This is a genomic window from Sphingomonas sanguinis NBRC 13937 (assembly GCF_001591005.1).
GTDB lineage: Bacteria > Pseudomonadota > Alphaproteobacteria > Sphingomonadales > Sphingomonadaceae > Sphingomonas > Sphingomonas sanguinis.
Genome location: NZ_BCTY01000004.1, coordinates 105,711 through 121,018, shown reverse-complemented (window position 1 = coordinate 121,018; position 15,308 = coordinate 105,711). Strand labels below are relative to the sequence as shown.

The following is a 15,308-nucleotide window of genomic DNA, read 5'->3' as shown; positions in this document are numbered from 1 at the left end:
TATCGTGACGGCTGTTGCGCAAACGTCACAGGTGACGCATCGGTCAGCCCTGGAGCGGCGGGGCCTGGCAATGGCGGGCGATGAACGCCTCATGGGTAGGCAGGCCGCTCGCCACCTCGGCGATCACCTCCTCCACATCGCTCAGGAAGGCGGTGGTCTGCGCGTCGGGGATCATGTCGACCATCGGGTCGTACTGCGCGTCGAGCCCCTGCCCCAGCAGCACCTGCACCCAGCTTTCCTCGCGGAACAGCTCGGCCTTGCCGTGCATGAAGAAGCGTGCCGAGGAGCGGAACAGCTCGATCCGCTCGGCCAGGCTGTCGGGCACTCCCATGTGGCGGCAATACTGCCAGAAGGGCGTGTCCTCGCGCAGCGTCACCTTGTAATGCGCAATGATGAAGTCGCGCACATCGCGATATTCGAAATCAGTCTGGCGATTATATTCGGCCATGTCCGCCGCGTGGAATCCGCGCCCCGGAAACAGCGCCAGCAGCCGCAGCAGTCCGGTCTGGATCAGATGGATGCTGGTCGATTCCAGCGGCTCCAGGAAACCGCCCGCCAGCCCCAGCGCGACGACATTCTTTTCCCAGGCACGGGTCCGCTTGCCCGGACGGAATCGCACAGGACGCGGGTCGCCGAGTGCTGGCGTATCGAGATTCGCCAGCAGGGTCGTCGCCGCCTCGTCGTCCGACATGAACCGGCTGCTATAGACATGGCCGTTGCCGGTCCGGTGCTGCAACGGAATGCGCCATTGCCAGCCTGCGCCATGCGCGATCGAGCGGGTATAGGGGGTCAGCGGCCCACTCCCCCGCGCGCTCGGCACCGCCAGTGCCCGATCGCAGAGCAGCCACTGGCTCCAATCCTCATAGCCGACGCCCATCGCCTCGCCGATCAGCAGGCCGCGCATGCCCGAGCAGTCGATGAACAGGTCGCCATCGACGGTCCGCCCATCGGCCAGCACGACATGATCGAGATGGCCATCGCTTGCCCGCCGATTGGCGGCGACGATCCGCCCCTCGATCCGCTCGACCCCCGCCTTCTCCGCCCGCCCGCGCAGATAGCGCGCATAGAGCGAGGCGTCGAAATGATAGGCATAGTCGATATCGGCGATGGGCGAGTTCGGATGCGCCGGATCGGGCATGGTGAAGCGGTTCATCCGCGCCGCCAGCGTGTTCAGCGCATAATGGTCGAAATGCTTCGCGCGACCCCGCGCCGCTTCCTTCAGCCAGAATTGATGGCAGTGCAGCCAGTAGAGGTCCTGCCCGATCTTGCCGAAGCCATGGATATAGCTGTGCCCCGGTACCCGCCAGTTGCGGAATTCGATGCCCAGCTTGAAGGTCGCCTGGGTCGCGCGGACCATCTCGAACTCGTCGATCCCGGCCAATCCGTTGAAGGTGCGGATCGCGGGAATGGTCGCCTCCCCCACCCCGATCGTGCCGATCTCCTCGGACTCGATCAGCCGGATCGTGTAGGCGCCGAGCAGCAGCCGCGACAGCAAGGCCGCCGCCATCCATCCGGCGGTGCCGCCGCCGACGATGGTGACGGTCTTGATCGGCGAATTGGGATGCGCCGCCCCCGTCATGCTGCCCCCGCCGGGCTGGTCGCGCGGATCACCAATTCGGTCGCGATAGTCTGTGTCTCCAGCGCCAGCGTCCCGCCCTCCAGCGCATCGACCAACCGGGCGACCGCGCGCTCGCCCATCTCGGCCAGCGGCGCGCGGATCGTGGTCAGGCCCAGATAACGGGCCAGCGGGATGTCGTCGAAGCCGGTGACCGCGACCGCACCCGGCACATCGACCCGCCGCTCGCGCAGCACGCTAAGGACGCCCAGCGCCATCATGTCGTTGCCCGCGACGATTCCGTCATAGCGCACGCCCCGTTCTGCGATCTCGGCCATCGCCGCCGCGCCCGAATCTTCGTGGAAATCGCCCTCGATCACGACCGGCTCCACCTCGGGAGCCAGACGCGCCATGGCGGACAGATAGCCCTGCCGCCGCTCGTCCGCATCGATATTGCCGAACGGGCCCGAGACATGGACCAGCCGTCGCCGCCCCTGCGCCACCAGATGTTCGACGCTCGCCGCGATTCCCGCCGCATTGTCGATGTGGAACGACGCGCGCCCCGGGCCGTGCTGGGAGTTGATCAGGACGGCGGGCACGCCCAGCGGCAGCGCCTCGTCCAGCCCGCCCGCGACCAGTTGCGGCGCCATAACGATCAGCCCGTCGACGCGGCCCCGCATCGACCGCACCGCCTGCGCCGCCCGTTCGGCATCGGCGTGCATGTTGGACAGCAGCAGGTGATAGCCGCGCGCCGTCACCTCGCGGTCCATGCCGCGCACGATCTCGGAAAAGAACTCGCCGTGCAGGTCGGGCAGGACGACACCGATCGCATGGCTGCGCGACAGCGACAGGCTGCGCGCGCCCGCATGGGGGACATAGCCCAGCGAGCGCGCGGCGGCCATCACCCGCTCGCGCGTGTCGGGATGCACGCTGCTATGTCCGTTCATCGCCCGCGACACCGAGGCGACCGATACCGCCGCCTCGCGCGCCACGTCACGGATCGTGGCCGATGACTGCCTCACATTCCTCCCCTTCCCCGCAAAATGCGCGAGGAAACCCGCTATAGCATGTGTCGCATCTTGTGCGATGCCGATCGCCTGTGTAACCGGTTACACAATAGCGTCAACATCCATGCTGTAATGCGAAACGTCCGAACGTTCGCCGTGGTTTAGGGGAGTAGAAGGCCGATGTCCGACAACACCATTTCGCGCCGCGCCGCGCTGCTGGGCATGGGCACCGTCGCCGCCTGGGCGGCCAGCCCCGCCCGCGCGCTGCTGGCGCAGGCCGATGGCGCCACCCTGTCGCCTGCGGTCGAGGCGATCCTGGCCAAGATGACGCTGGAAGAAAAGGCCGGGCAGTTGCAGCTGAACGCAGCCGCCTGGGGCGGCGGCGTCGCCACCGCGCTCAACCCGCCGTCCAACGGCCCCAGCTTCGAGGGGCAGCTGGCCGATGCCGTCGCGGGCAAGCTGACCGGCGTATTTAACGGCAACGGCGCGGAGATGGCGCGGCGGATGCAGGGCGCGGTGATGCGCGATTCGCGGCTGAAAATCCCGCTGATCTTCGCCGCCGACGTGATCCACGGCCATCGCACCATATTCCCGGTGCCGGTCGCCGAGGCCGCCAGCTTCGACCCCGACCTGGCGATGCGCACCGCGCGCATGGCGGCCTATGAGGCGGCGGGTGCGGGCATCGACTGGACCTTCTTCCCGATGGTCGACATCGCGCGCGACCAGCGCTGGGGCCGCACCATGGAGGGCGCGGGCGAGGACCCGATGCTGGGCCAGCTGTTCGCCATCGCCCGGGTGAAGGGCTTCCAGGGCAAGAACCTGGCCGCCGACGATGCGGTGATGGCCTGCATCAAGCATTTCGCGGCGTATGGCGCGGCGGAGAGCGGCCTCGACTACAACATCGTCGACATGTCGGAGCGGACGCTGCGCGAAGTCTATCTGCCGCCCTACAAGGCCGGGTTCGACGCGGGCGCGATGAGCGGCATGGCCTCGTTCAACGAGATCAACGGCATCCCCTCGACCGGCAATCCCTGGCTGATGAAGCAGTTGCTGCGCGACGAGTGGAAATTCCCCGGCATCATCGTCTCCGACTATACCGGCGACGAAGAGATGATCGCCGCCGGTTTCGCCAAGGATGGCAAGGACGCGGCGCGCATCGCCTTCCTGGCGGGTGTCGACATGAGCATGCAGTCGAACCTGTACGCGCTCCACCTGCCCAGCCTGGTGCGTGAGGGCGCGGTGCCGCAAGAGGTGCTCGACCGCTCGGTCCGGCGCGTGCTGGCGGTCAAGCAGATGCTCGGCCTGTTCGACGATCCCTTCCGCCGCATCGACCGCAAGCGCGAAACCGCGCGGTCGCGGACCAAGGCCGCCATCGCCCTGTCGCGCGAGGCGGCGCAGAAATCGATGGTGCTGCTGAAGAATGACGGCGACCTGTTGCCGCTCGACCCCGCCCGCAAGATCGCGCTGATCGGTCCCTTTGCCAGCGGCCAGCATGACCTGAACGGCCCCTGGGTGGTGTATGGCGATAACAACCAGGCGATCGATCTGGTGACCGGCCTGCGCGCGGCTGGCGCGAAGAATGTGACCGTCACGCCGGGCTCGGGCGTCGAGGACGCGCTACCCGGCGGGATCGAGGCGGCGGTCGCGGCGGCGCAGGGCGCGGATGTCGTGGTACTGGCGATCGGCGAGAGCGAGAGCATGTCGGGCGAGGCGCAGTCGCGCACCTCGATCACCGTGCCCGCGCCACAAATGGCGCTGGCCGAGGCGGTGGCGAAAACGGGCAAGCCGATCGTCGTTCTCCTCAAGAACGGTCGCGGCCTGGCGCTGGAGGGCGCGGTCAAGGACGCGCCCGCGATCCTGGTCACTTGGTTCCTGGGATCGGAAACCGGCCATGCCATTGCCGACGTGCTGTTCGGCAAGGTCGGCCCCTCGGGCCGTCTGCCGCTGAGCTTTCCCTATGAAAGCGGGCAGGAACCCTATTATTACGCGCACAAGGAAACCGGCCGCCCCGCCCCCGCTGGCACGCGCGTGCCCTACAAGACGCAGTGGCGGACCGCGCCCAATGCCGCGCTCTATCCGTTCGGCCACGGGCTGACCTACGGCAAGGTTACCTATGACGCCGCCGACGTGCCCGCCAGCCTGGCCTGGGACGGGCGGATTACCGTATCGGCGACCGTGACCAACACCGGCACGCGGGCCTGCGAGGAGTTGGTCCAGCTCTATATCCGCGACCGGGTGGCCAGCATCACCCGGCCGGTGCGCGAGATGAAGGCGTTCCGCAAGGTCGCGCTGGCGCCAGGCAAGAGCGAGCGGGTCAGCTTCACCCTGACCCGTGCGCAGCTCGAATTCCTGGGCACCGACCTGCGCCCGACGGTCGAGCCCGGCACCTTCGACGTGTGGATCGCGCCCTCGGCGCAGGCCGACGGCGCGCACGGGACGTTCGAGTTGGTGAAGTAAATTCGCCGCCGGAAGGGGGCGTCGCAGAACGCATCACCCCCTTCCGGCGAAGGCCCGAATGCCGTTTAGGAAGCCCAGCTAACCCACTCCCCTATCAAGGGGAGTGGGGGGGCATAAATGTCGATCGTCTTTCGGGATTTAGCCATGGTCACCGCCACTTGGCATCCCTAGACGGACCATCATGACGGATCAGACTGAACGCGCCCCCATGCGCGCGGGCGAATATGTCGCCTTCATCGCGGCCTTGATGGCGGTCAACGCACTGGGCGTCGACCTGATGCTCCCGGCGCTTGCCGATATGGGTCGCCAGCTGGGGATCGCCACCGCCAACCACCGGCAATGGATCATCACCGTCTATATGCTGGGCTTCGGCGCGGGTCAGCTGGTCTATGGCCCGCTCGCCGATCGCTATGGGCGGCGGCCGATCCTGCTGGTGACGCTGGCCGGGTTCGTGGGCGCCAGCATCTTTGCGGCGGGGTCTCAGACCTTTGCCGCGCTGCTCGGTGCGCGGGTGTTGCAGGGGCTGATGTCCGCCTCCACCCGCGTGCTGGCGGTGGCGATCGTGCGCGACCGGTTTTCGGGCCGCCAGATGGCGCGCACCCTGTCGATCGCGCAGATGATCTTCTTCCTGGTGCCGATCATGGCGCCCAGCCTGGGCCAGGTGCTGCTGGGCTTCGGGCCGTGGCGGTTCATCTTCTACGCGCTGGCCGGTTTCGCCGCCTTCGTGCTGGCCTGGTCGGCGCTGCGCCTGACGGAGTCCCTGCCCGTCGCGCGACGCTCGCCTTTGTCGCTGGCGTCGCTGAAGAACGCCTATCGCCTGACCCTGATCAACCGCTTCTCGGCGGGCTATGCGGTGTGCGCGTCGATGACCTTTGGCGGGGTCATTGCCTTCGTCTCCTCGGCACAGCAGATCTTCGTCGACGAGTTCGGCGCAGGCGACCGCTTCACCATCCTGTTCGCGCTGTGCGCCTTTTCCATGGGCTGCGCGTCCTTCGCTAACAGTCGGTTGGTCGAGCGGCTGGGCACGCGGCTGATCTCGCAGTCGGCGGTGCTGGGGCTGATCGCGCTGTCGGTGCTGCATCTGGGTGTCATCGCGGCGGGACACGAGACGCTGATCACCTATATGCTGTTCCAGGCGCTCAGCATGACGTGCATCGGCCTGTGCGGATCGAATTTCGGGGCGATGGCGATGGAGCCGGTCGGCCATATCGCGGGCACTGCCTCGTCGATCCAAGGCTTCATCACCAGCGTCGGCGCCGTCATCGTCGGCTCGGCGATCGGCCAGGCCTATAACGGCACCACCTATCCGCTGGCGATCGGCTATCTGGCGATCGGGCTCGGCGTGCTCACGCTCGTCTATCTCATCGAGGACCGCCAGCTGTTCCGCGCCCGCCATGCGGGATAGGTCGACGTCTCGGACTTCTGCCTCCCCTGGAAGGGGAGGAAGAGTTAGAGCGTCATTCGCGCTTTGATGACAAGCCCGTCACTTGACTTGATCCGAGCGCGGGTTCTCCATCACCGGCAGCACCATAGGATTTCGGGACACTCATGAAGCGCTTCGCCTTTGCCGCCGCCCTACTCGTCACCACCGCCGCGATCGCCCAGACCGGTTCGCTGCCGGGCGTGGACAAGGCCTATATGGACCCCAGCGTAAAGCCGGGCGACAATTTCGACACCTATGCCAATGGCGGCTGGCGCAAGACCGCCGAAATCCCCGCCGACCGCTCGTCGATCGGCGTCGGGCTGGACGTGTCGCTGCGCGCCGAGGCCCGCACCGCCGCGATCATCAAGGGTGCCGCCGCGACCAGAGGCGCGCCGGGTAGCGACCAGCAGCGGATCGCCGATTATTACGCCGCCTATACCGACACGAACGGTATCGAGGCGCGCGGGCTGACGCCGATCCAGGCGAGCCTTTCCGCCATCGCCGCGATCAAGAACAAAAGCGACCTGTCACGCGCGATTGGTGCGGCGATGCGGTCGGATACCGACCCGTTCAACAACAACAATTACGCCAGCACCAACGACCTGTTCGGCCTGTTCGTCAGCCAGGACCTGAACCAGCCGACACGCAACGTCCCCTATCTGATGCAGGGCGGCCTGGGCCTGCCCGACCGCGATTATTACCTGTCCGACAAGCCCGAAATGGCAGAGATCCGCACCGCCTATCAGGCTTATCTTACCCAGCTGATGCAGCTGGCGGGGCTTTCCGATCCGCAAGGGCGCGCCGCCCGCGTCTTCGCGCTGGAGACGAAGATCGCCGCCGCCCAGACCGACATCATCGCCAGCCAGGATGCGCACAAGGGCGACAATCCCTGGACACGCGCCGATTTCGACGCCCGCGCGCCGGGGCTGGACTGGACCGCCTTCTGGACGGCGGCGGGCCTTCCCGCCGGGCAGCGCGACTTCATCGCGTGGCAGCCGGACGCGATCACCAAGCTGTCCGCGCTGGTCGCCAGCGAGCCGCTGCAAAGCTGGCAGGACTGGCTGGCCTTCCACACGATCAATCAGGTCACGAGCGTCCTGCCCAAGGCGATCGACGACGCCTCGTTCGGCTTTTACGGTCGCACGCTGACCGGCACGCCCGCCCAGCAACCGCGCGAGAAGCGCGGCATCGCGGCGGTCAACGGCGCGCTGGGCGAGGCGGTGGGCAAGATCTATGCCCAGCGCTATTTCCCCGCCTCGTCCAAGACCGAGATCCAGACGATGGTGAAGAACATCGTCGGTGCCTTCGACCGGCGCGTCGCCGCGCTCGACTGGATGGCGCCCGCAACCAAGGCGGAGGCGCGGCGCAAGCTGGCCGTGCTGAAGGTCGGCGTCGGCTATCCCGATCATTGGTGGAATTACCCGAAGTTCGCGGTGCGCGCCGACGACCCCGTCGGCAATGCCCAGCGCGCCCGCCTCGCCATGTACCGCTATCATCTCGGCAAGCTGGGCAAGCCGGTCGACCGCAGCGAATGGTGGATGACGCCGCAGACGGTGAACGCGGTCAACCTGCCGCTGCAGAACGCACTGAACTTCCCGGCCGCGATCCTGGAGAGCCCCTATTTCGACCCGAAGTTCGACGCGGCCGCCAATTACGGCGCGATCGGGTCGGTGATCGGGCATGAGATCAGCCACAGCTTCGACAATCTGGGTGCCGATTTCGACTCGACGGGCCGCCTGCACAATTGGTGGACGCCCGCCGACCTGAAGCGGTTCGAGGAAGCGGGCCAGGCGCTCGTCGCGCAGTACAGCGCCTATGAGGCGCTGCCCGGCCTGCATCTGAACGGCGAACAGGAACTGGGCGAGAATATCGCCGATGTCGCGGGGCTTACCGCCGCCTATGAAGCATACAAGGCCTCGCTGGGCGGCAAGCCTGCCCCCGTCATCGACGGGCTGACCGGCGACCAGCGCTTCTTCCTGGCCTTTGCCCAAGGCTGGCGGAGCAAGATGCGCGACCGGGCGCTGCGCGCGCGGATCGCCACCGATGTCCACGCGCCCGCCCCGTGGCGCGTGCTGACCGTGCGCAACCTCGACGCCTGGTACGCGCCGTTCCACGTCCAGCCAGGCCAGGCGCTGTACCTGCCGCCCGAAAAGCGCGTCCACGTCTGGTAACAAGGTCCCCCGGCCCGCCGTCTGGGCGGGCCGGGACGAGCCGCATCAAAAGGCGAGCGTCAGCCCCATCTTGCCCGCCACGCCGGTATGGTCCTGCTGGCGCTCTTCTCCGACATCGACATTGACGGCGAAATAGCGGCTGCCGCCCTTTAGCCGGACATTGCCCAGCCAGCCCGCCTTGCGCGCCTCGGGCGTCAGTGCGAAGTCGCTGCCGCCGGCGAAGCTCGCCACCGTCGCATCCATATGGCTGTTGAGCAGCGCGCGGTCGCCGCCCTCGACCTCGACGCGCAGGAAGCCGCCGTCCTCGGGATCGGGCTTGCGGAAGTTATAGCCCAGCGCCAGCGTCGTGTTGACGCCCGTCTCATAGGCGCTGCGCCCCGCCAGCATCAGGTCGAAGCCCGCGCCGCCGCCGGTTTCGGCATAGCCATTCTGGTTCAGCCGGACATAGTCGATCGTCGCCTGGGGCCGCAGGTACAGGCGACCGATATCGAGTTGATAGGACAGGCCGCCCGCCGCGTCATAGGTCCGCCCGCGCGAACGGCCATTGGCGGTGCGGCTGAAGGCGTTGCCCCCACTGGTCCCGTTGAAGGTCCGGTTACCGTCGAAGCTGATCGCGCCGATCATGCCGGTCGCAAAGGCGTGCAGCCCGCCCCACTGGCCGCGCCAGTACAAGCCGCCCTTATATTCCTGGCTGGTCATTGCGTCGGCATTGTCGACCGCGTCATTGATGCCGATCAGATAGGCCACCGATACGCCCACCCGGCCAAAGCCGCCCAGGCCATGTTCCACGCCGCCGGTCAGGCCCCAGCCGCTGACGTCATACCCCGCGCTGCCGCCCGTACCCTTGCGGTCGGCCCAGGCGACCTGCTGCAACCAGCCCGCATAACCATTGTGGCGCAGCGGCGGCATTTCGGGATCGGCCAGGATGCGGTTGAGCGCGCGCGACGACAGGCTGACCGAATCGAAATTGCCACCGCCATCGTCGGGCAGCATCTGGCGAAGCCCCGCCGCGACCTGCGTGCCATTGCTCCAGGACAGGAAGGTATCGCCCACCGCCGCGTCGCCCAGCGCGGCGGCATAGGCAGGGTCATAGACGCTCGCCAACGCTCCGGTCAGGCCGAGTTGTGCGGCGCTCTTGCGCGCGACGGTGACGATGACGGCATGGCCGGTGGCATCCGCGCCGAGCGTCCCGGTGAACAGATAAGGCAGGCTGAGATCGGCCAGCCCCAGATTGGCCGCACCGTTCAGCGTGCCCGCCTGCAGCACGGTATAGCTGCCGACCGCATTGTTCAGCGCGGTCGCCAGCACCGCGACCTGCGCCCCCGTGCCGATCGTCGCGGTGCCGGTGACGTCGAGCAGGCTGGCGGTGCCGCTCGTTCCGTTCACCGTCACGCCCAGCGTACCGCCGTTCAGCGTCAACGCGCCGATCGTCGTCGTTCCCGTGGCGCTCAGGTTCAACGTGCCGCCATTGATCGTGACGGCGGTGTTGCCCGCATGGGCGAGCCCGCCGGTAAAGGAGGAGGTGCCCGACAGGCCCAGCGTCGAGGCACCGCCGCCAAAATCGGCCATGCCGTTATAGGTCCCCGCCCCAGCCAGCGTCATCGCATTGCTGCCCGCGCCGAAGGTGACATTGCCCACCACCTTGCCCGCATTGATCGTCAGGCTGTCGGGGCCGCTGCCGAACAGGATCGCGCCGGTGATCGAAGGGGCGATGCTGCCGGTCGTCGGGAAATTCTGGGTGATGCTGGTCCCGGTCGCATTGGCCGACAAGTCCATCGCGATCGGGGTGCCCTGGCCATTGGCAAGGATGGTGCCGGTGTTCGTGATCGACGCCAGCGTGCCCGACAGGTCGCGCACCGCATAGCTGGTCGCGCCGGTGGCGGACAGCGCGGTGATCGAGCCGCTGTTGGTCATCGACCCGACCGAGGCGCCGGTGTCGATCAGCACCGCCGTCGATGCCTGCCCCGCGCCGCCCGCCCCGCTGGCATTGACGATGCCGCTATTGTCGAGCGCGGGTGCGGTCGTGCCGCTGCCGATCCAGATACCCGTCGCGCTGGCGGCATTGGACGCCGCGCTGACGCTGCCGCGTACGACCATGCCGCCGGTCAGGGCGGTGGCGCCGCCCAGGCCGCCGATACGCACCGCATTGGTCGCATTGCCCGCATAGACGCCCGAGCCGGTCGCGGTGCCATTGATCGCGACGCTATAACCGCCGGTGTCACCCGCAATCGCGCCGATCGTCGTCGCGCTGCCGGCCAACCCGATCTGGAGCGCGGGCGCACTGCCATAATTGGTCAGCGTGCCCGCCGTCGTCGTCGTGGTCGTTCCGTTGGTCGTCGTGCTGGTCGCCGCCGCGATGGTGACGCCGCCGCCGACATTGCCCGCGACCCACAGGGTCGGGCCGCCCAGCGCCAGATTCTGCGCGGTCAGGCTGGCCACGCTGGTCGGCAGTGTCACCGAGCTATAGCCGCTGGTCGCCATCGTCGCGGTCACGTTCACCGCGCCGGACACCGGCCCGTTCAGCACCGTCGCACTGCTGCCCGTGCCGTAGGCGGAGATCGAACCGCCCAGCGTCACGTCGCCGTTCACCGCGCCGGTAACGATGCCATAGCTGGCATCGCCGTACACGGTGGTCGTGCCGCTATGGACCAAGCTGCCGTTCAACGGTCCGCCGAGCGCGATGCCCGCGCTGGTGTTGCCGTTGACCGTGATCGTGCCGCTATTCGTGATCGTGCCGTTGAACGCGCCCAGCGTCTGGATGCCGAACCGGGCCGAGCCCTGCGCATAAGGCCCGTCGAGCACGCTGTCGCCATTGGTGTCGGTGCGCGTATAGCTTTCGGTCAACGCGATCGAGCCGCTGTTGGTGATCCCGCTGGTGACGCTGGGATTGGCCAGGATGCCGATGCTGTTGCTGATGTCTTTCGACGTGATCGAACCGGCATTGGACACGGTGGCGTTGCTGTCGATGGTGACGGCCGCTCCCGTCCCGCCCGGCGTGATCGACCCGCCGCTGGCGATCGTCACATTCCCCGCGGTCGAGGTCGCGAGCGGCGTGGTGGTCGCGCCGCCCACGGTCGTATCGGCCAGCGCCGGGGTGGCGATCAGACCAAAGGCCACGGTCGAGAGGTAATGGATCGCCCTTTGCGCCACGCGGAACCCCAGTGTTGCGGCGGATGATCCGCCTGGAAAGAATACAGGCCCGCCACACAGCCAGACCAATTCCCGCCCCTAAGTATCGCAGCGATAGATCGTCAAATTAAAAGGCTGATATATTTTACATCTGGAGATTACATCTTCATCATGTCAATTTTTGGCGAAACCTCCCTCTTATATTCTCATGCTATATTTGTATCAAAATGTCTCAAACTGTCGCAAAACTTCCGACGCAGGATTTGGTCGAGCCGATATTTCCCCGGCCGGGGTCTGGCGTGGGCGGCGCGGGCATGCCACACCCCCTTTGCACGTTATAACAAGGGGTTGGGAATGCGCGTCGGAACTCGTTTGGTCTCGGTCTTTCTGGCAACCAGCGCGGCCGTCACGGCCCCCGGCCTGGCACAGGCGCAAACACCCGGCACCCCCTATCACCGCGCGCCCGACGCCATCGCGAAGGCACTGGAAACGCCGCCGACCCCGGCGGTCGTGCTCAGCCCCGATCATCGCACCCTGGCGATCCTGGGCCGCGAGAACCTGCCCTCCATCGCCAATCTGTCGAAGCCGATCCTGCGGCTGGGCGGATACCGCATCGACCCCGCCACCAACGGCCAGGCCGAGGTGCGCGTCGCATGGCTGAACGCGCTCAGCTTCCAGGATGTAGCGAGCGGCCGGACGGTCGCGGTCAAGCTGCCCCAGGGCACCCGCTTCGCCGCGCCGGACTGGTCGCCCGATGGCGCCCACTTGGCCTTTTACGTGCAGGAGCCGAACGGCCTCTCGCTTTGGGTCGCCGATCGCGACGGATCGGCCCGGGTGATCGCAAAGGGGCTGAACGGCACCTTCGGCACGCCCTTCATGTGGACGCCCGACAGCCGCGCGTTGATCGCCTATATGGTCGCGCCTAACCGTAGCGCTCCGCCCGCCGCCGACCCGACCCCGGCAGGCCCGATCGTACAGGAAAGCCATGGCCGCACATCGGCGGCGCGAACCTATGAGGACCTGCTCGGCGATGCGCATGACGAGGCGCTGTTCGACTATTATTTCACAGGCCAACTCGTCCGGGTCGACCTGTCCGGCGCCGCCCAAGCCATCGGCGCGCCGGGGCTGATTGCGGACTTCAGCATTTCGCCCGATGGCCGCTACCTGCTGACCGAGCGGCTGAAGCGCCCCTATTCCTATCTTCTTCCTGCGCGCTTCTTCCCAACGGAAATCGCGGTTGCCACGATCGAGGGGCAACCGGTGAAGACGCTGGTCGACCGGCCGCTCGCCGATGATCTGCCGGTCGATTTCGATGCGACCGTCAAGGGCCCGCGGGACGCGGTATGGCGCTCGGACGCGCCCGCCACGCTGGTCTGGGCCGAGGCACTCGATGGCGGTAACCCCAAGGCCAAGATCGCCTTTCACGACAAGGTGATGATGCAGGCGGCCCCCTTCACTGCCGAGCCGGTCGAACTGGCAAAGACCCCTGCCCGCTATGCCACGACGATGTGGGGCGATGACGACTTTGCGATGGTCGTCGACCGCGAATGGCGCTCGCGCACCGAACATCGGCTGGCGGTGTCCCCTGCCCGTCCCGGCGAGACCCGCATGCTGCTGACCCGCAATTACCAGGACCAATATGGCGACCCCGGCCGCCCGGTCCTGGAGGAGAATGCGGCGGGCAAGTCGGTGATGCGCTTCACGCCCAAGCACGACGCCGTCTACGTCAGCGGCGAAGGCGCGACCAAGGCGGGGGCCTTCCCCTTCCTGGCGACGATGCCCCTCAGCGGCAGTGAGCAGACCCGGCTGTGGACGGCCAAGCCACCTTATTACGAAAGCGTCGTCGCGATGCTCGACGATCAGGGACGGCGCATCCTGACCCGGCGCGAAAGTGCGACGCTGGTCCCCAATTACATGATCCGCTCCGTAAAGGGCGGCGGCGTGAAGCCGGTCACCCGCTTCACCGATCCCGCACCGGTCTTTGCGGGCGTGACCCAGCGGACGATCACCTACACCCGCGCCGACGGGCTGCCGTTGTCGGGCTCGCTTTATCTGCCCGCCGGTTATGATGCGAAGCGCGACGGGCCGCTGCCGACGCTGCTCTGGGCCTATCCGGCCGAATATACCGATGCGAAGGTCGCCGGGCAGACCGTCGATCAGGGCAATCGCTTCGTGCGGCCGCGCGGGATCAGCCATCTGTTCCTGCTGACCCAGGGCTATGCGATCCTCGACAACCCCGCCATGCCGATTATCGGCGAGGGCGGCGCGGAGGCCAACGACACCTATGTCCAGCAGCTTCAGGCCGATGCCCAGGCAGCGGTCGACGCGGTCGTCAAGCTGGGCGTCGCCGACCGGGCCCGCATGGCGGTGGGCGGCCACAGCTACGGCGCGTTCATGACCGCCAATCTGCTCGCCCACACCAAGTTGTTCCGCGCGGGAATCGCCCGGTCGGGCGCATACAACCGCACCCTCACCCCCTTCGGCTTCCAGGCCGAACAGCGCACCTATTGGCAGGCGACCGACACCTATACGAAGATGAGCCCCTTCACCTATGCCGACCGGATCAAGGCGCCGATCCTGCTGATCCATGGCGGCGCCGACGACAATAGCGGCACCTTCCCCATCCAGTCGGAGCGGATGTACGCCGCGCTAAAGGGCAATGGCGCAACGGTGCGCTATGTCGTCCTCCCCAACGAGCCGCATGGCTATCGCGCGCTGGAGTCGACCGAAGAGACGCTGTGGCAGATGACCGACTGGCTCGACCGCTACGTCAAGCCACCGGTCCCCGCTGCGCCGCCCGCCGCGCGGTAATTACCGCAACGGCGCGCGACGCGTGATGGTAGAGAAGTCGAGAAACGCTGGTCGTGGCGCTGGTTTGCTGTCCAACCCGATACGCAATGCCGCCTTTTTCGATGCTGGAGACGAGACGATCGCCGCTCATGGTCGGGCTTGCCGGGCTGCGGCGACAGCGAAATTGTGCGTGGATCGAGCTGGCATGCTAGAGGCCGCCGCATGGCAAAATCCCAAAGCAACACCGGTACGGTCAACGTCGATGGCGACCAATATGATTGGCGGCTCCAGCGTGAGCCGCATCTTTCCGATGACGAAGGCTGGAAGGGAATGACCATTTCCCTGGTTCAGCAAAACACCAAGCGCGAGGCGTGGGTCGAGTTTCCGGCACCCAAGCGGCTCTTGAGGGGTTTGCCGCCCGGTCGTCTGCAGCTTGATGATGCAACGATTTCGCGCTGCGTGCGGGCCGCTCTGGCAGCGGGTTGGGAACCCATGTCGCGCGGCAAGCCGGTGGTCTTCACGGTCGACACCGAAGGCAACTGACCCCAAGTCCACCACCCTGCGGCGTTCGGGATCACACCGTCCAATCGGGGGGCAGACACCTGACGCGCCAGCAAGTGGCAGAGCAGGCACGGGACGATGGCGAAAGGCCGTGAAGGGTATCGCGTCGCGGTCGAGAAAATTGAGTCCAATGCCCATCCGTCAACAGGCTGGACAGAGAAATGGCGCGCCCAGGATGGAAGCAATGGACACGCGGACCGTGCCTGAAGCTGCTA

General features: G+C 66.9%; 8 protein-coding genes. 5 read left to right on the top strand and 3 right to left on the bottom strand.

All coding sequences use genetic code 11. The annotated features are described in order from the left end of the window. Positions 1-43: 43 nt before the first annotated feature. Together SSA01S_RS03970 and SSA01S_RS03965 are read right to left on the bottom strand one after the other, a co-directional pair. A complete protein-coding gene (locus tag SSA01S_RS03970) occupies positions 44-1,579 on the bottom strand; it encodes a tryptophan halogenase family protein (RefSeq protein ID WP_061779317.1) in 1,536 nt (511 codons plus the stop codon). Continuing rightward, positions 1,576-2,577: a LacI family DNA-binding transcriptional regulator gene (locus tag SSA01S_RS03965; RefSeq protein ID WP_061779316.1), complete on the bottom strand. Its 1,002-nt coding sequence runs from the start codon at positions 2,575-2,577 to the stop codon at positions 1,576-1,578. The genes SSA01S_RS03970 and SSA01S_RS03965 overlap by 4 nt, the downstream gene beginning before the upstream one ends. A gap of 165 nt (positions 2,578-2,742) precedes the next feature. Between SSA01S_RS03965 and SSA01S_RS03960 the strand changes: the two genes are divergently transcribed. From SSA01S_RS03960 to SSA01S_RS03950, 3 genes are all read left to right on the top strand, one after another. Beyond that, a complete protein-coding gene (locus tag SSA01S_RS03960; protein ID WP_061779315.1) occupies positions 2,743-5,019 on the top strand; it encodes a glycoside hydrolase family 3 N-terminal domain-containing protein in 2,277 nt (758 codons plus the stop codon). A gap of 208 nt (positions 5,020-5,227) precedes the next feature. Further along, entirely contained in the window at positions 5,228-6,424 is a 1,197-nt protein-coding gene (locus SSA01S_RS03955; RefSeq protein ID WP_061779314.1) for a multidrug effflux MFS transporter, read from the top strand. Positions 6,425-6,567: 143 nt separating this feature from the next. After that, on the top strand, positions 6,568-8,613 hold the full coding sequence (locus tag SSA01S_RS03950; RefSeq protein WP_061779313.1) for a M13 family metallopeptidase: 2,046 nt from the start codon (positions 6,568-6,570) through the stop codon (positions 8,611-8,613). A 45-nt stretch (positions 8,614-8,658) separates the two neighbouring features. On the opposite strand, the gene SSA01S_RS03945 is transcribed toward SSA01S_RS03950, so the two are convergent. After that, positions 8,659-11,730: an autotransporter domain-containing protein gene (locus tag SSA01S_RS03945; RefSeq protein ID WP_156477656.1), complete on the bottom strand. Its 3,072-nt coding sequence runs from the start codon at positions 11,728-11,730 to the stop codon at positions 8,659-8,661. A 366-nt stretch (positions 11,731-12,096) separates the two neighbouring features. On the opposite strand from SSA01S_RS03945, the gene SSA01S_RS03940 reads away from it, so the two are divergent. Continuing rightward, complete coding sequence (locus tag SSA01S_RS03940; RefSeq protein WP_061779311.1) at positions 12,097-14,553, top strand: S9 family peptidase; 2,457 nt, start codon at positions 12,097-12,099, stop codon at positions 14,551-14,553. A gap of 201 nt (positions 14,554-14,754) precedes the next feature. Then, on the top strand, positions 14,755-15,075 hold the full coding sequence (locus tag SSA01S_RS03935; protein WP_061779310.1) for a hypothetical protein: 321 nt from the start codon (positions 14,755-14,757) through the stop codon (positions 15,073-15,075). The last annotated feature ends 233 nt before the right edge of the window (positions 15,076-15,308 follow it).

Excerpts from the sequence above, each read along its gene's own strand:
- SSA01S_RS03970 (WP_061779317.1), bottom strand. The coding sequence starts at position 1,579 with ATGACGGGGGCGGCGCATCCCAATTCGCCGATCAAGACCGTCACCATC.
- SSA01S_RS03960 (WP_061779315.1), top strand. The coding sequence starts at position 2,743 with ATGTCCGACAACACCATTTCGCGCCGCGCCGCGCTGCTGGGCATGGGC.
- SSA01S_RS03955 (WP_061779314.1), top strand. The coding sequence starts at position 5,228 with ATGCGCGCGGGCGAATATGTCGCCTTCATCGCGGCCTTGATGGCGGTC.
- SSA01S_RS03950 (WP_061779313.1), top strand. The coding sequence starts at position 6,568 with ATGAAGCGCTTCGCCTTTGCCGCCGCCCTACTCGTCACCACCGCCGCG.
- SSA01S_RS03940 (WP_061779311.1), top strand. The coding sequence starts at position 12,097 with ATGCGCGTCGGAACTCGTTTGGTCTCGGTCTTTCTGGCAACCAGCGCG.
- SSA01S_RS03935 (WP_061779310.1), top strand. The coding sequence starts at position 14,755 with ATGGCAAAATCCCAAAGCAACACCGGTACGGTCAACGTCGATGGCGAC.